The organism is Streptomyces sp. NPDC054770 (genome assembly GCF_053611985.1).
The window spans coordinates 273,492-290,080 of record NZ_JBSHBL010000001.1; the positions used below are offsets into that span (position 1 = coordinate 273,492).

The 16,589-nt window shown below is 73.1% G+C and carries 13 protein-coding genes; 2 read left to right on the plus strand and 11 right to left on the minus strand.

Annotated elements, in window-relative coordinates; genetic code table 11:
• The first annotated feature begins 76 nt into the window (after positions 1-76).
• Positions 77-1,735 carry a PucR family transcriptional regulator gene (locus tag ACWGKQ_RS01160; protein ID WP_453289758.1) on the plus strand — a complete coding sequence of 553 codons (1,659 nt, stop codon included), beginning with the start codon at positions 77-79 and terminating at the stop codon, positions 1,733-1,735.
• A 52-nt stretch (positions 1,736-1,787) separates the two neighbouring features.
• Here the strand turns inward: ACWGKQ_RS01160 and ACWGKQ_RS01165 are convergent, their stop codons facing one another.
• From ACWGKQ_RS01165 to ACWGKQ_RS01190, 6 genes are all read right to left on the minus strand, one after another.
• A complete protein-coding gene (locus ACWGKQ_RS01165; RefSeq protein WP_453289759.1) occupies positions 1,788-3,374 on the minus strand; it encodes a carboxylesterase/lipase family protein in 1,587 nt (528 codons plus the stop codon).
• A 72-nt stretch (positions 3,375-3,446) separates the two neighbouring features.
• Positions 3,447-4,103, minus strand: a complete 657-nt coding sequence (locus tag ACWGKQ_RS01170) for a GOLPH3/VPS74 family protein (protein WP_453289760.1) — start codon at positions 4,101-4,103, stop codon at positions 3,447-3,449.
• A gap of 172 nt (positions 4,104-4,275) precedes the next feature.
• Positions 4,276-4,935: a response regulator gene (locus tag ACWGKQ_RS01175; RefSeq protein WP_453289761.1), complete on the minus strand. Its 660-nt coding sequence runs from the start codon at positions 4,933-4,935 to the stop codon at positions 4,276-4,278.
• Positions 4,932-6,182, minus strand: a complete 1,251-nt coding sequence (locus tag ACWGKQ_RS01180; RefSeq protein ID WP_453289762.1) for a sensor histidine kinase — start codon at positions 6,180-6,182, stop codon at positions 4,932-4,934. The genes ACWGKQ_RS01175 and ACWGKQ_RS01180 overlap by 4 nt, the downstream gene beginning before the upstream one ends.
• Before the next feature lie 120 nt (positions 6,183-6,302).
• Entirely contained in the window at positions 6,303-8,444 is a 2,142-nt protein-coding gene (locus tag ACWGKQ_RS01185; RefSeq protein ID WP_453289763.1) for a protein kinase domain-containing protein, read from the minus strand.
• Between the two features lie 130 nt (positions 8,445-8,574).
• Positions 8,575-8,775 carry a hypothetical protein gene (locus ACWGKQ_RS01190; RefSeq protein ID WP_453289764.1) on the minus strand — a complete coding sequence of 67 codons (201 nt, stop codon included), beginning with the start codon at positions 8,773-8,775 and terminating at the stop codon, positions 8,575-8,577.
• Between ACWGKQ_RS01190 and ACWGKQ_RS01195 the strand changes: the two genes are divergently transcribed.
• Positions 8,774-9,322 carry a DUF4232 domain-containing protein gene (locus ACWGKQ_RS01195; protein ID WP_453289765.1) on the plus strand — a complete coding sequence of 183 codons (549 nt, stop codon included), beginning with the start codon at positions 8,774-8,776 and terminating at the stop codon, positions 9,320-9,322. The genes ACWGKQ_RS01190 and ACWGKQ_RS01195 overlap by 2 nt on opposite strands.
• A gap of 71 nt (positions 9,323-9,393) precedes the next feature.
• On the opposite strand, the gene ACWGKQ_RS01200 is transcribed toward ACWGKQ_RS01195, so the two are convergent.
• From ACWGKQ_RS01200 to ACWGKQ_RS01220, 5 genes are all read right to left on the minus strand, one after another.
• A complete protein-coding gene (locus tag ACWGKQ_RS01200; RefSeq protein WP_453289766.1) occupies positions 9,394-10,230 on the minus strand; it encodes a hypothetical protein in 837 nt (278 codons plus the stop codon).
• A 107-nt stretch (positions 10,231-10,337) separates the two neighbouring features.
• Positions 10,338-10,727 (minus strand): XRE family transcriptional regulator, encoded by a 390-nt coding sequence (locus ACWGKQ_RS01205; RefSeq protein WP_453289767.1) that lies wholly within the window; start codon positions 10,725-10,727, stop codon positions 10,338-10,340.
• A 489-nt stretch (positions 10,728-11,216) separates the two neighbouring features.
• Positions 11,217-11,900: an RES domain-containing protein gene (locus tag ACWGKQ_RS01210; RefSeq protein ID WP_453289768.1), complete on the minus strand. Its 684-nt coding sequence runs from the start codon at positions 11,898-11,900 to the stop codon at positions 11,217-11,219.
• A gap of 283 nt (positions 11,901-12,183) precedes the next feature.
• Positions 12,184-14,475 (minus strand): WD40 repeat domain-containing protein, encoded by a 2,292-nt coding sequence (locus ACWGKQ_RS01215; RefSeq protein ID WP_453289769.1) that lies wholly within the window; start codon positions 14,473-14,475, stop codon positions 12,184-12,186.
• The gene (locus ACWGKQ_RS01220) at positions 14,468-16,579 is read right to left on the minus strand and encodes an ATP-binding protein (RefSeq protein WP_453289770.1); all 2,112 of its coding nucleotides are present in this window, start codon (positions 16,577-16,579) and stop codon (positions 14,468-14,470) included. Before ACWGKQ_RS01220 ends, ACWGKQ_RS01215 begins: the two co-directional genes overlap by 8 nt.
• Between the last annotated feature and the right edge of the window lie 10 nt (positions 16,580-16,589).

The following is a 16,589-nucleotide window of genomic DNA, read 5'->3' on the forward strand; positions in this document are numbered from 1 at the left end:
GTGGGGGGTGACACGACCGTAGCCACGGGGTGTACTGGGGCTGAAGTGCCGCTTCTGTCCAATATGGAGACGCCCGTTGGATGAATCCGCCAATGCCGGAGCCAACATCGGAGCCAACGCCGGAGCCGACGCCGGAGCCGGCCCCGCTGCCGGCCCCGCTGCCGGTGCCGGGCAGCCGTCCGTGCGCCTCGGCGTGCTGCTCGCCGACCCGGCCCTCGGCCTCACCCAGGTCGCCGGGCCGCCGGCCGGGGACCGCACGGTCGGCACGGTCGGCACCACGGAGCTGGAGGACCCCTCCCCCTACCTCGTCGGCGGCGAGCTCCTGCTCACCTCCGGCGTACGGCTCCCGGACGACCCGGACGGCATCGACACCTACGTAGGACGAGTCGTCGCCGCCGGAGTCGCCGCGCTCGGCTTCGGGGTGGCCCCCGTGCACGCCGAGGTGCCGCCGGACCTCGTCCGCGCCTGCGACCGGCACGGCCTGCCGCTGCTGCGCCTGCCGCCGGCCACCCCCTTCGTCGCCGTCGGGCAGGCCGCCTACGCGGCGATCGCCGAGGACCGCAACCGCGAGCTGCGGGAGGTCTCCCGGGCCCAGTCGGCGCTGGCCTCGGCCGCCGCCCGCCCGGACGCCCTCCGCTCCGTCCTCGGCCAGCTCGCCGCGCACACCGGGGCGTGGTCGGTCCTGTACGACGCCCAGGGCACCGAACTCCTCGCGGCGGGCCGCCGCCCCGCCGCCCCGCACCTGCTGCGCGACCTCGCCGTACGCACCCTGCGGCGGGACGGCGGCCCGAAGGCGGCGGCGAGCCACGACCCCGACCAGGGCATCCACCTCACCGTCCACACCCTGCCCGCCGGTGCCGAGGGCACGGCCGCCGCGGCACTGGCCCTCGGACAGGCCGCCACCGCACCCCCGACCACCGTGCACCGCCAGGTGACCGGCACGGCGACGGTCCTGCTGGCCCTGCTCACCAGCCCGCGGCACGCCCTGAGCACCGACACCCACAGCGTCGGCGCCCTGGTACGGCTGATGCTCGGGGCCGCGCCGGTCGAGGTGGCCCCCGCGCTGGCCCCCCGGGACGGGCCGGCGGCGGGCGGGCACTGGACGGTGGTCCACGGCCGTCGCCGCCCCGCCGCAGCACCCGGCCCCGGCGACCCGTCCGCCGTCGCCGACCTGGCTCAACTGGCCGCTCTGGCAAGCCTGTTGGGCACCCCGTATGTACACATCGACGGCCTCGCCCTCAAGGCGCTGGTCCCCTGCGCCGCCGGCGCCCGGCCCGCCGTCCCCGACCGGGCGGCCGAGCTGGGCTGGGTCCTCGGCTACAGCGCGCCCGCCGCCGCGGCCGACCTGCCGCACGCCGACACGCAGGCGGAACGGGCCCTGCGACGCGCCCTCGCCGCCGGGACCCCCGCCGTCGTCCAGACCACCGACCCGCTCACCCTCCACGCGCTGGTCGCTCCGGCCGACGCCCGCGAACTCGCCCGTGCCCGCTTCGCCGCCCTGGACCCGGCCGGCCCGCCGGGCGCCGAGGTCCTTCTCGACACCCTGCGGACCTGGCTCACCCTGCACGGCAGCTGGGACCGCACCGCGGCGGCCTTGGCGGTGCACCGCAACACCGTCCGGCACCGCCTGGCCCGGGTGGCCGACCTCCTCGACGTCGACCTCCAGGACCCGGGGGCCCGGATGGAGCTCTGGTTCGCCCTGCAGTGGCTGCCCGGCGAGGGGCTCGGCCCTTGACCGCCGGGCCGGCGACGCCCTGGACGAACCGGCGCCGGAGCCGGGGCTTCGGTCACCGCTGGGCGTTCCAGAAGGCGCAGCGGTGCTGGGCGGCGGTCCGCGCCGGGCCGGTGCGGCCGGGGGCCAGCGACTGCACCGCGCCGGGTTGCCAGGGCCGCGGGTCCACGCCGGACGAGGGCACGTCGTCCGGGTCGCCGGTGCGCGCGAAGCGGGACCAGTAGTCGATCATCAGGTCGGCCAGCCGGTGCTGGGCCGGGGTCATGGTCCGGGGTCGGCCTCCCAGGTCGAACAGGTACGGGAGTTCGCTCGCGTGCGGTGCGCCGAGCGGGAACGGCGGGGTGCCCGGGGTGAGCAAGGGGGCGTGCTCGTCGGCGAACTCGTAGCGCCACACGGGGACTCGGGTGTCGAGCAGGGCGGCGGTGCGCAGGGTGGGGCAGGCGAAGTTGCTGTCGCCGATGACCGCTCCGAACACGGGGCCGCCGTCGGATGCAGTGACCGGGTAGGTGCGGACGATCGCGGCCGTCTGCGCCGGATCCGGGAAGAAGGCGGCCACGGTGTCGGGCCAGGTCTCCGGGGTGACGGGATTTCCGGCCTGGATGATTCCGGCGGCCCAGCCGTTGCCCTCGTCGTGGTTGCTGCCGATCAGCACCGGGACGTGAGCGAAGCGTCCCCGCGCGAGGGCCGTGCCGGGGTCGTACGGCAGGAGCGGTGTGCCGTAGGCCGGCTGCTGGTCGGTGTCCTGCGCGGCGAGCAGCCGGGAGACGCTCACGTGCCGCAGGCAGGCCAGGACGTCGTGGGCGGTCCCGCAGCCCACCGCCGCCGCGAACCGCGCCCCGGCCGCCCGCACCGTGGGCAGGTCAGCCGCGGCGGGCGCGAAGGGACGCTCCGGCCGGCCGGTGCAGGGCCCGCTCTGGATGATCGCCCGGTCGAACAGGCCCGCGGCCGAGGGCGAGGCGAGCTGCGCGCAGACGCTGAAGCCGCCGGCCGACTCACCGGCCAGGGTGACATCGTGGGCGTCACCGCCGAAGGCGCCGATGTTCGCCCGCACCCAGCGCAACGCCGCCTGCTGGTCGGCGAGTCCGAAGGTGCCGGAGCCGGGCAGTCCGCTGTGTCCGAGGAAACCCAGGGCGCCCAGCCGGTAGTTGACGGTGACCACCACGATGTCCCCGCGCACCGCCATCCGGTGGGCGTCGTAGGAACTGCCGGCGCCGGTGGTGAACCCGCCGCCGTGCAGCCAGACGATCACCGGCTTCGGACGCCGGGGCGAGGTGAAGGCGGACGCGGGCGCGGTCACGTTCAGGTGGAGGCAGTCCTCGTCCGTGCTGCCGCCGGGTACCTCGCCGGCCTGCTGCGGGCACGCGCTGCCGGGCCGGGTCGCGTCCCGGACGCCGGTCCACGGGGCGGCGGGCCGGGGCGGGGCCCAGCGCAGGGCACCGACCGGGGCAGCCGCGTACGGGATGCCCTCGAAGGTGCGGTAACCGTCCCCGGCGCTGCCGCGCAGGGCGCCTTCGTGGGTCCGTACGACCGGGGCGGATCGCGGTGCCGCCTCGGTGGCCGCCCGGGCCGGGACGGCGGTCCAGGCCGAGCTCAGGGCGGCGGCCAGGCATGCCAGGGCCGTGGTCAGTCGTCGTACCGTCATTGTCTCCCCCGTTGCGGTGCGGTCCTGGTGCGGTGCGGATCTGGTGCGGTGCGGTCCTGTTGCGGTCGTGGTTCAGCCGCCGCCCATGCCTCCCTGCGCGGCGACCATGGTCGTACGAAGCCCGCGTACGGCCTTCTCCAGACCGGGCGCGAGCGTGCCGAGGCGGCCGGTGAGGGCGTCAATGCGGGCCCGGTGGACACGGGCGGCGCGGCGCGGGACGACCGACGGGACCCCGCCCGCCGCGCACAGCGCCACCAGAGCGGCATCGGCGACGGCGACCTCGGCGGCCGGGCCGCGGTCGTGCAGGACGGCCGAGACATGGTCGGTGAGCGCCTTGACGGCCGCCGGGTCCGCCGCCCTGAGGCGCCGGGCGGAGAACCGGGCCCTCGGTCCGCCGCGCCCGGCGGCCGTGAGGAGCCCGCGGGCCACGAGCCGGTCCTCCACGGCCGCCAGCGTCCGCGAGCGGTGCAGCCGGACCAGGTGCTTCCAGCCGTGCGAGGAGCCGGCGGCCTCCCGCATGACCTCGTCCAGGACCGGGTCCCCGGTCGACGGTCCCGATCCGGTCACCCGGACGACCCCGTCACCGGTCTCCACCAGACTGCCTCGCAGCGCGAGTTCGACGAGTACGGCGGTCCGCACCAGGAACCCGGTCCTGCGGCGGTCGAAGGGGCCTCGGGCGGAGTCGTCGTGGGCGAGGAGATACATGCGGTAGGGCAGCGTGTCGGTCACACCATCGACGCTAGGCCCGCCGCGGCCGTCGCTGATCGGCCCCGGGAAGGGATCCGCACTGGGCGGCAAGGAGGAGTGCCCGGCCGGCTCATCCTCAAGGATGAGTCCACGGAGAGTCCCTGGAGAGTGCACGAAGGGTGTGCGGAGAGTGTGCGGACCCGTCCGGCCGGTCTCAGGGGCGGCGCGGCCTGACGAGTCCGCAGTCGTAGGCCGCGACCACGGCCTGGACCCGGTCCCGCAGCCCCAGCTTCCGCAGGACCGCGGAGACGTGGTTCTTGACGGTGGCCTCCGACAGGGCCAGCTCCCGGGCGATCTCGGCGTTGGACAGCGCCTGCCCGACCAGCGTGAGCACTTCGGTCTCCCGCCGCGACAGACTCTCCAGGCCCTCCGGTGGGCTCACCCGGGGCGCGGCGCGCAGCAGCTTGTCCAGCATGCGGCGGGTGACGCTCGGGGCCAGCGGCAGGTCGCCGCGTGCCGTGCCCCGGATGGCGTCGACCAGTTCGGCGGGCCGGATGTCCTTGAGCAGGAATCCGCAGGCTCCCGCCCGCAGCGCCGCCAGGACGTGTTCGTCGAGATCCCACGTGGTCAGCACCAGCACCCGGGTCGCACCGCCGTCGGCCACGATCTGCCGGGTCGCCTCGATGCCGTCCAGGACCGGCATCCGTACGTCCATCAGCACCACGTCGGGGCGCGTCCGGCGCACCAGCCGTACCGCCTGACCGCCGTCGGACGCCTCGCCGACGACCTCCAGGTCGTCCCGGGCATCGATGATCATGCGGAATCCCGTACGGACCAGGGCCTGGTCGTCGGCCACCACGACACGGATCGTCATGACGCGTCCTCCCTGGGCGGTCCCTCGCCCCCCGTGGGCAGTGTCGCGCGCACGCCCCATCCGCCGCCGTCCAGCGGCCCGGCCCGGAGGCTGCCGCCGAGCAGTGCCGCGCGTTCCCGCATGCCGGTGAGACCGTGCCCCGAACCCGCGGCCCCCGTGGGCCGGGCCCGCGGCCGGCCGTTGTCGGCCACCTCGATGTCCACCGCCGCCGCGCCGAGGTGTACCGACACCCGCACCTCGTCGGCGCCGGCCGCATGGCGCAGGACGTTGGTGAGCGCCTCCTGGATGATCCGGTAGGCCGTGCGATCCACAGCCGCCGGCGGCACGGTCGCCTGTACGACCGGTGGCTCGACCGGTGGTTCGACCGGTGGTTCGACCGGTGGTTCGACCGGTGTCGCGCCTCCGTCGGGAGCGTCCCCGGGGCCGTCCCGCCGTACGACGACCGACAACCCGGCCGCGCGCGCCGTGTCCAGCAGCTCGTCCAGCCGGGCCAGCCCCACCCGCTCCCGGCCGGTCCCGTCCTCCGGCCCGTCCGGCCCGTCGAGCCCGTCCGGCCCGTCCTGTTCGTCGTCCCGGAACGCCCGCAGCAGCCACCGCAGCTCGGTCAGGGCCGAGCGTCCCACCGCGTCGATGTCCCGCAGCGCCTGCCTGGCCTGTTCGGGACGGGCCGCGAAGCCGTCCTCGGCGGCGCTCGCCTGGATCACCATCACGGACACGGTGTGCGCGACCACGTCGTGCACCTCGCGCGCGATACGGGCACGTTCCTCCGCCACCGCCCGCCGCGTCTCGGCCGCCGCCCTGGCCCGCCGGGTCCGGTACAGCTCCCCGGCGGTCCAGGCCAGGGCCACGGCCAGGAGGTAGAGCGGCAGACCGAGCGGGCCGCCGGCCAGGAGCGCGAGCGGCGCCGGTGCGCACATCGCCGCCGCACCCCACAGGGAGATCCGCCTGGGCCGTGTCGCCACCAGCACGCACAGCGCGACCTGCGCGGCGAGCAACGCGCCCGTCGGGCTCACCGCGGGAAGCAGCGCCCATACCGCGAGGCCCGTCACCATCGCCAGGCCGAGCACGGCAGCCGGGCCGCGCACGACCCACCACAACGCACAGACCTGGACCAGGACCAGCCCCGACGCCACCAGCGGCCGCCACCCCGAACCGGCCCCCGCCACGGCCACCGCCGAGCCGAGCACACCCAGCACCAGCCCGCCCGACCCACACCACAGCAGACGCCGTCCCGGATCACCGCTCACACACCCACCGTAGCGACGGGCGCCGCGGGCGGGCGCGGATCGCCGCACCCGAGGACCAAGTCCGCACCCTTCAGCTGCACTTGGCCATGCACTCGGCCGTGCACTCGGCCAGGCACTCGGTCAGGCGGGTTTGTCGGGGCTCCGGGAGAAGGCCGTGTCGCCGGCCGTCGCCACGATCGCGTCCTTGACGAGCAGCACGCGCGGCGGGTAGCTCTGCGCCTTGTCCCCGGGGTCGTCCAGTGCGGAGGTCCGCCAGATCTCCGCTCCGGTGCGGCTGTCCAGTGCCAGCAGACGGCCGAAGCGGTTGGAGAAGTAGACCCGCTTGTACGTCACCGACACCGCGGGCGCGGACAGGCTCTCCACGTCCGTCACCTTCCGCCAGAGCTGTCTGCCGCTGTCCGCGGACACCGCGGTGACCGACCCGTCGGACCGGACGAAGTAGACGACACCGTCCACCAGGGTGGCCGCGCCGGACAGCGGACGCGCCAGCGGTATCCGCCTGACCTGCCCGGTTTCCGGAACCACCCGCAGCAGCGCGTTGTACGGCCGTTCGTACCCGGCTTCGTACACGTCCTTCGCGGTCTGGGGGGCGAGGAACAGGGGCTGCCCGCCGACCGCCCCGAGCGCTTCCGCCTTCCTGGGCAGGGTGGCCGTCTCGGTCAGGCTGCCGGGTCCGAGCCTCATCAGCTCGACCGGGGCCTGGCCGGCCTCGGTGCCCTTCGAGCACAGGGCGTAGGGGACGCCTCCCGGCGCCCACGGAGTGCAGTACTCGTCCAGCGAGGGAGCCCGCCACAGTTCCCTGCCGGAAGACCCGTAGGCCACGAACGAGGAGTAGTCGGGGGACATGGCCAGCAGTCCGCCGTCGTACAGGACCGCGTCCTGCGACTTGTTGATGTCGCGCCGCCACCGCGGATGCCCGGTGGCGGCGTCGAGGGCCACCACGCGCCTGATGTTGTCGTCCGGGTCCTCGTACACGTAGACCAGCCCGTCGCGCACGCCGATCGGCTGCGCTCCCTGGGGGCGGGTGCCGGTCCGCCACAGGATGCGGCCGGAGGCCGCGTCGACCCTGGCGGCCGTGAATCCCGTACCGCCGCAGAACAGGGCGCTTGCGGCCGCCACGCACCCGGCGGTGTTGTAGTCGAGAGGGACACCCTTCACCTCGTTCCGCAGCTCCGTCCGCCACGGCCGCCAGCCGTCGGGCAGCGCCGCGGCACGGGCGGTCTCGGAGGCGGTGGTGGTGGTGCCCGGGTCCGACCCGAGGACACCCACCCCGACACACAGCGCCGCGACGGCCAGCGCCGCGCCGAGTCCGGTGAGCAGCATCCGGGCCCGGCGTCGTCGGCCGGCGGCGGTGCCGCTGCCGGTGACGGTGGCGGCCTCGGCGGCACTGCCGGTGGTGCGGGTGGCGGTGGCGGTCGCGGACCGCGCGGTGTTCGGGGAGCCGGTGGCGTCGGACTCCGGCAGTGCCTGGAGCATGCGGTGGATGTCCGTCAGTTCCGGTCGTGCGGCCGGGTCCTTGTCCAGGCAGCGCTCGACGACGCCCAGGAGCGCTTCGGGCACCCCGTCGAGGTCCGGGGTCCCGTACACCACCTGATAGCCGGTTATGTACGGGCTGTCGGCGTCGAACGGTCCCGTGCCGACGGCCGCGAACACCAGCAGCGACCCCAGCGCGAACACGTCCGAGGCCGGGGTGACGTCCCGGGGAGCCGCCAGTTGTTCCGGCGACATGAAGGGCGGAGTGCCGATCATCCGCCCGGTCGTGGTGAGGTTCTGGTTGTCGGCGGCGCGCGATATGCCGAAGTCGATGACGCGCGGCCCGTCCTCGGTCATCAGGACGTTGCGCGGTTTGAGGTCCCGGTGCACCAGGCCCGCCCGGTGGATGTCGCGCAGCGCCTCGGTGAGCCCCAGCCCCAGGGCACGCAGTTCCCGCCGGTCCAGCGGGCCGTTCTTCTCGACGACTTCGGCGAGGTTCAGCCCCGGCACGTAGAGCGTCGCCATCCACGGCCGGTCGGCGTCCGGGTCGGCGTCCACGACCGGCGCGGTGAAGGCACCGCTCACTCTGCGCGCCGCCGCGATCTCCTGCCGGAAGCGCGTCCGGAACTCCTCTTCCTGGGCGTACGGCCCATGTACGACCTTGACCGCGACCTGCCGTCCCGAGGCGGAGACTCCCAGATAGACGACTCCCATGCCGCCCGCCCCGAGCCGGCCGAGAAGGGTGTACCCGCCTATGGACTCCGGGTCCCCGGTGCTCAGGGGCGTCATCGCCGATCATCCTTCCCAGCGCCTGCCTGCCTCACGGAGATCACAGTAGGGCCTGCCGGAGCCGGGGCGCGTGGGGGTGGTCCGGCGCGCCGTCCCATCCGGCGTTCCAGGACGGCCGTGTTCTTGCAGCTCAGAGCCGGTGCGAGCGTTCCAGCATCCCGAAACTCCCGAGGGGAATGGCGGCCGGAACGCCGCAGGACACAGGCTTGGGTCGTCCGAGCACGGCGCCGCACCGGACATGGCGGCCGTCCTCGTCCGATCCCGCGTTCACGGCCCGCACTTCCGGCGCGCCCAGAACCAGAAGACCGTCAAGAGAAAGCAGCTCATCCATGCGTATCGCCACTCGTCTCGCCTCCCGTGCGGCCGCCTCCTCCATGGTGGTCGCCGCCGCCCTCGCACTCGTCGGCTTCCAGGCCACCGAACAGACCGCCTCCGCCGCCACCAAGAAGGCCCCGGCGGTCGTCACCTGCACCGCGGCGAACACCAAGCTGACCGTCACCCAGGTGTCCCGTCCGATCAACCACCTGCTGCTCAAGGCCACCAACACCGGCACCAAGCCCTGCTACGCCTACATCGCCCCCTTCCTGAGGGCCGGCGCCGACGCCCAGGCCCCCCTGCCGTGGGCCACGGAGACCACGCCGCAGGCCGTGGTGACGCTCGAGCACGGCCAGTCCGCGTACGCGGGCATCACGACGTCCACCCCCGAGGGCGAGGGCGGGGCCAAGGAGAAGACCCTGGGCGTGATCTTCACCGACAGGAAGGGCAACGCGACCGACAAGGAGAAGACCCTGAAGCTGCCGCAGGGCGGCGTCTTCTTCAACAGCGCCGCCACGGTGACCTACTGGCAGGACAACGCCGCGGACGCCCTCGCCTGGTAGCCGCCCCGGCGTCATCGGCGTACCCGTGACCCCCGCACCGCCCGTGTCGCGCCGACCGCGCGGCCCTCGGGTCAGGTGCGGGGCGAAGCGGCCAGGAAGCGGTGGAGGGAGGCGGTCAGGCCGGTCACGAAGTCGTCGCGGGTCCGGTCGGGGACCAGGTCGAGGGAGAGGTAGGGGTTGAGGTCCTCCAGCTCGACCAGGAGCAGTTCGCCTTCCCGGGTGCGGCAGGCGTCCACGCGCTGGATGCCGTGGTCGAGGGTGTTCCAGTCGATGAAGCGGCGGGCGAAGGCGAGATCGGCGTCGGTGGGCTCGTAGGGTTCGAGGACCCAGCGCCGGCCGGGGTCGGGGGCGTGGAGGGCGTACTGGAAGGCGTCGTCGATGTAGTAGAACGACACCTCGTAGCGGAAGTCGATGCCCGGCTGGACCAGGATGTCGCCGTAGGAGAGGCCGCCGAGCCGGTCCCGGGGCACGAAGGCCAGACCGATGGAGTCCGCTCCGGCCTTCGGCTTGACCGCGTAGCGCGCGGCCTCCGGCAGCAGGTGCAGGTCCTGGGGCCGGTCGACGGTGGGGATGACCGGGTACCCGTCGGCCGTCAGGTCCAGCAGGTACTGCTTGCCGGCCATGTCGCCGCGCCCGGACAGCGGGTTGTAGACCCGGGTGCCCCGTGCGGCGGCCTTCGCCCGGAAGGCGTCGTAGTCCCGCTGGTAGTGCAGCACGGGGCCGCTGTTGCGGACCACGACCGCGTCGAAGTCGTCCATCAGCGCCCCGGCGTCCAGGGGGTGGCACAGGGCGAGGTCGAAGGCCTCGCGCAGCCGGGAGGTCAGGAAGATGTCCTCGTCGCAGTAGCGCCGTCCCCGGGCCTGGTAGGCGAGATCGGTCACGAACAGGAAGCGGGGGCGGACGGACACGGCGCATCTCCCTCTGTGGTGGCCGCCGGCCGGGACACGCACGCGGGACACGGTCTTCCCGGCCGACGCGAGGGTCCGGACCCGTGTCTCGTGAGTGCCTCAGGGCCCTACAGGTCGCCGCGGCGGAAGGAACGGGCGGCGGCCATCACGTCCTTGAAGCGTTCGTCCGCGATGGCTTCGATGGGCGAGTCGTCCTCGAGTTGCGGGTTCATCCCCATCATCCAGGCCCGGGCGGTGTGCTGGTTCTCGCAGTTGGCGATGTACGTGAACACCTGGTAGGCGGTGCGGAGGCGGAACTCGGAGTCGAATCGCGGGGCGTTCTGCCCTCTGGCCCACCGGCCGACCTGCCGGGCGTCGTCCACGCCTGCGATGAGTGCGGCGACTCGCTGGCTGAAGGTCTCCTGCAGGAAGCGGGCGATCTCGGCGACGGGCTGGCCGGCTGTGTCGCGGTGTGCGCGGGCCTCGGCTTCTGCTGTGGTCTCTTGCTGAGTCTGCATGGTCTCCTCGTTTCCTCGCCGGCCGGTGCGCGGCAAAGGATCGGCGCTCAGTGCGCGAGGGCTGCGGGGGTGGTCGGGCGCGGCTGGAAACCGCAGCGGCTGTGACGAGCCGTGCCGCGGCCGCCGGTGTCCGGTCGACTGCTGGAGGCAGCACACCACCTCGGCCTGGAGGAGACGCTGACGATGAGGGACTCGCTCGTGGCGCCTGGTCGGCACCTCCGTATGTCTCTGGGTAAGTGGCGCGCTATGAAGGTGATGTTGGTCAACATGCTTACTCCTCAGTGGCGTTGACGAGAGAGTACCCGTTTAGGGTGTGCTTACTCTACGGTTTTCCACCCTAAAAACACTCTTAAATTCCACCAGTTGTCGCCTGTGAACTGCTGTGAGCTGGGCTTTTACCACCGTGCATCAAGTTGCAGAAGCGTGACGCCGGGTGCGCGCAACAACCTGATCGGGCGACGGTACGTACGGCCAAGCGACGCAGTTCGCTCACCTGACGGTGAGTCCGTACTCGTCGGCCACCTCTTGCAGGGCGATGTCCTCCACCCGGATGGCGCAACGCTCCACCTCGGTGAGTTCGGTGTCGCGGAGGATGGCCCAGCAGCGCCGTCCGCCGTAGCCGGAGCGGAAGGTGATCCCCTGGACGAGGTGGTGGCCGGCCGCGTTGCGCTGGGCGACGGCCCAGGCGGCGATCTGGCGGGTGATCCGCCGGTTCGGGCCGTGCAGGTCGTCGTCGGTCAGCTGTCCGGTGACACCGACGGCGCTGAGCTCTTCCTTCAGGTCGGCCGCGAGGACCGCCCGGGTCTCATCCGTCTCGATGTCGAGGAACTGCGTCCGGTCGGTGGGGATGAGGCGCACCAGGATGCGCTCCTCCCGCCAGCTGGAGGGGATGTCCCCCAGGGCCATCAGACCCGGGTGGCCGGCGCCGGCGTTGCCCATCAGCTCGCGGATCTTGGGGCTGACCCGGTAGGGGGCGAGGGCCTCGGCATAGCACCCTGCCGGGGTGGAGGCGCAGTAGAGCGTGCTGTAGGAGTACAGGCTGTACCGGCCGGCCGCCGACTTGTCGAAGGTGTCCGGTTCCACGCGGTTGTACGCGACGGGATTGCGGGCCCAGCCGAGACGCCACACGCCCTCGGGCGGGGCGGCGGTCAGGGTTACGGGTGGGATGGTCATCGCTGCTGCCCCTCCTGACGGCCGGTCTGTCTCCCCTTCCGCCGCACCGCGTCCGGCGAAGGGCGCACGGTGGCACCGGGTGCCGGGGGCGGGCCGGATAACGCGACTGTCATGGATCCTCACTCGTGCCGCTCTGACAGGGGTGATCAGGGCATGGGTACCTGACCAACGTGGCTGGAGATTCTCTCGTTACGCGATCCGCGTGTCCGCTGTCAGCGGGGATGACGGACGGCGCACAGGTGGTGCGTTGGTGCAATGGGGCGGCGCACGACCTCACAGCTGTTCATAGCTGTTCATGGTGGAGGCGGAAGGCCATGGTCCCCGCTTCGCCGGAGGCGAGCAGTATCGAGGACGCCGCGCCATCGGGGTCCTGCACCGTCTTCAAGGTGCGCAGGGGCGCGCCCGTGACGATCCGGAGCAGGTGGCGGTCGGCCGTCGCGTCCCAGAGGTGGATGCTCGTCCGGCCCGCCACCGCGAGGGCCGTTCGCTCCGGTGACAGACGCAGAGCCGTGACGGCTCCGAGCTCGCCGTCGTCGAGAGCGAGCTCGCCGGAGAGCCGCCCTGTCTCGACGTCCCACAGTTTCAAGGTGCCGTCCTGACCTGCACTGGCGATGAGCAGTCCGCCGTCGTGCCAGGAGACGAAGGCGAGGTCGTTGATGATGTCCTGATCGCACCTGATCGTGCGCCCGACCTGGCCGAGGCCGTCCACGTCCCACACGCGGACGGCGCCGTCGCTGCCGCCGGACGCCAGAAGGGTCCCGTCGTCGGATCGGTGGGTGGCCAGGCAGCGCACGCTGAGCTTGTGGTGGCCGAAGTCCTGCAGCAGGTCGCCTGTCTGCGGATCCCACACGCAGACCCGGCCGTCGGCGCTCCCGCTGGCCAGCAGTTCGCCCCGGGCGGCCGACAGTGCCACCAGCGCGTTGACCGGCAGGAAGTGGCCACGCAGCACCGGTCCGGTCTGCTGCTTGGTCTCGAGGTCGGCGCAGACGATGCTGTGGTCGCTCAGGGCAGCGGCCAGCAGCAGACGGCCGTGCCGGCGGGGCCAGGCCAGGGCGGTCACCCTGCGGCCCTTCAGGAGGGTCCGATGCCTGTTGGTCGCAAGATCCCAGACGACGATCCGGGACGCCCGGGCCGCGGCGAGAAGACGTGCCGGAGCAGGTGACAACGCGCTCGCGGTGATGTGGTTCCAGGCCTTCGGCGCCAGTGCGAAGGTCTGGCGGTCGACCGGCCAACTGCGGACGACGCGGTCGGCGCCCGCCGTAAAGAGACGATTCTGCCCGCCGTCGTCCAGGCAGGCCATCGCGGTGACCGGCGCCGTGTGCGCGGGCAGGGCTCCCTCGACGGGTTTCAGACCCGGGAGCTCCCAGAGACGCAGGGTGCCGTCGCCCGCCGCCGAGACGAGAGCCGGCCGCCGGTCGACAGCGGTGACGAGCAGATGGGTCACGGGGGCGGCGTGGCGCGCGGTGGCGAGGGGTGCCACGTCGGCCGCGGTGGCCGTCAGGTCGTACAGGGACACGTGGCCGTCCTCGTCGGCCACGGCGTACTGACCCGCCCGGGGCATGGGCAACAGGGCGCGGACGCGGGCCGGGTGGCGGGAGTGCAGGGCGACGGTGCGGCCGTCGAAGCAGTTGACGGTGTCACGCTGGGTGAAGAGCAGGCAGGCGTGCCCGTCGGGCATCCGGACGCTGCACATGACGGCCGAGGAGTCCTGGAGCTCGGGCAGCGCGATGGTGTGGGCCTGGAAGCGTCCCGGGTCGAAGGCCTCGACATGGCCGTCGCTGAACGCGGCCAGCAGCAGCGGCAGGCGTCCGGCGGGCTGGTAGGCGGTGAGGGAGCTGACCCAGGTGCGCTCCCGGCACACGACGACCTTGCGGATGAGCCGGCCGTTGACCGCGTCCACGGCGGCGACGCAGCCGTCCGTGCCCGCGGTGATGATCAGGCCGCCCCGGAGCGGCATCAGGTGGCTGATGGCCCCCCGGTGCACCTCGATGGGGGCGTGGGCGAGGCTCCCGTCGAGACGCAGGATGCGGAGGGTGCCGGCCTTGTCGCCGGCCGCGACGGCGGTGGCTTCGCCGTGCGCGCTCTCGACCGCGGCGAGCGAGGTCACGTCGCTGGGCGTGGCGGTCCAGGCCGGAACCGGGCTGGCGTAGTGGCTCCACAGCGGGGTCACCGGCGATGCGCTGAACGTCTCCGCGGGCGCCACCGGTTCCGCCCGGGACCGCGGCAGCGAGGCCGCGGCGTACTGGGACAGCCACAGACTGGTCAGCCGGGACACCGGATCCGCATGGCGCGCGAACGGCTCCAGCACGGCCCAGGCCTGCAACCACTGCCGCCCGCCCGACCTGTTGTCGTCCGTGGCCAGGAGCCGGCGTACATCGGAGCTGGTCTCCCAGGCGAGCAGGGCCGGCGGGACGTGTTCGTCGTCCAGCACGTGCCCCTCCGCGGCGTGCTCGGCGAGGTGCCGGCGCAGATACGGATGGGGCGGGATGGCCGGATCCGCCGGGACCAGCCCGGCCAGCGCGGCGGCGATCTCGCGGTGGATGGCCGTGTGACGGCTGTCGGCGCCGTCACGCATCCCGGCCTCCGAGGTCCAGCAGGCCCGCGTCCGGGTCGAGCAGCACGTCCACCAGTTCCTCGTGCGCGGGCCGGTAGACGCGCCGGTCGTCCTCCACGGCATGCGCGAGATAGCCGCTGAGCCGTCCGCTGAGAAGTTTCTCGATCATCGGATCCCATTCCTCGGCCGCCAGCCGCTTCGGCATGAGGAAGACGCCCGCTATGGTCGGCCAGACCTCTCCCCAGGGCACTCCCTGCCCCTTGGCGTAGGCCGCCGCCTGCAGCAGTGCCAGGGCGACCTCCGGGGGCAGGCCCTGGACCTGCTGGACCTGCTGCAGGTCGTGCTGGAGCAGGCCCCTGATGCCGCGCTCCAGTTTCGTGTGCCAGCCCTCGCTGCGCGCCAGTGCCAACGGGTCGCCGGTGCTGCGCAGCTGGTCACCGGCGAGCCGGGCGTCGATGAACGAGGGCCAGACGGCCTCGACGACCGCCGGCACCACGCGCCGGCGGGTGTCGGCGTCCATGGCATCGCCGATCAGCGCCGTGACGTACTCGGCGATGTCGTCCTTGCTGCTGTCGCCGTCCGTTCGCTCCACACGGGCGGCCGGGAACGTGTCTCTCAACGTCCTCAGCATGCCCAGTTCGTCGGCGCCCGCGCCGCCCGGACTGTCTCCGGCCGGCCGGCTGGAGCGCACGCCGATCAGCAACCGCACCGCGGGGACCGCCGAGGCGTCCTCGTCCTGGCGCTGCCCCGGCACCGACGGATGGCAGAACGGTGCCAGCGGGGCGAGCACGTCCCCGACGATCCGGGCCTGCTCCGCCGCCTCGTCCAGGCCGTCGAGCACGATCGTCACGGTGTGCCCCCAGCCCCGTACACAGTCCTGGATCTGCCGCGACCAGACGTCCACCGCGTCCCCGGCCGCCGGCACCGTCGCGGGTTTCTGCCCCAGGGCGTGCAGCAGGTCGGCGGCGACCTGCGCGGCGTCCAGCTGGCGGGCGAGCACCGCGGCGGTCACCGACCCCTCCGGCGGCAGCGTGTCCCGCGGGGCCGAGTCCTGGGCCGTCTTGTAGAGGGGCTCCTTCCGGAACACCGGATCGCTCAGGGTCACGGCCCGGGCGAGCACCGCGGACTTCCCGCTGCCCGCGCACCCGGTGACCAGGAGCACGCCGCGCGGGGAGTGCGGGCCGAGGAACTCCGCGATCGACCGGTTCAGCCGCATACGGCCCCGGAAGTACCAGCCCTGATCGCTCTCCTGAGCCCGTCCTGTGGCCCGGTCCAACCAGTACTCCGCCGCCAGCGGTTCGTGCCGCCGCGTCGCGCCGAGCACTTCCGGCAGGTGCACGTAGCCGGGGTTGGGCAGGCACGGGGAGGGCCGGTAGTTGCCGCCGTCGAAGACGCGCTGCAGCTTGAACGCCCGTTCCTCGTCCTCCCGCAGCCCGCGGGCGTACGCGGCCATGAAGTCCGGGACGCTCAGGTACGGAGTGGTGATACCGGCGTTGCGGCGCAGGCGCTGCAGGGCCTCCTGCAACAGGGTGGGAAACCGCAGAACCTGGATCTTGCTGTCATGACCGCAGGTGACCAGGACATCGAGGTTGCAGTCTCGCCGGCGACTGCGCCGGATGTCCTTCTGCAGCGCCGCGAGTTCGGCATGGATGCCGCCTGCGAAGCAGGTGTTGACGATGACCAGCACGTTGTCGACGTGCGAGTCCAGGGCCGCGGCGATGATGTCCGAGGTCCGCACCGCCGTGGCCAGCGGCCGCTGCTCCACCGTGGCGGGCAGCCGCAGGAAGTGCGTGTCCGACTTGCCGGGGATCCCGTGCCCGGTGATGAAGAGCACCAGCGCGCGACCGCGCAACTCCCTCACGTCCTGCTCCCGCAGGAAGTCCTCGACGTCGCCCCGGGTCTTGAGATCCGGGGGCGGAACCTGCCGGAACGCCGGCGGCGGGCCCGGCGTCCGCCACCACGCGCGCACCGATTCCAGCTGCCGGTCGATGCCCTCGGCGAACGCCTCGGCATCGTCGTCGTCGCCGTAGTCGCGCACCGCCAGCGTCAGCAGGACGCGCTGTACCGACAGGTTCTCGCCCGCTAACGCGGGGTCCTGCAGAACTTCATCCCCCGTGTGTTGCATGTCACTAGTG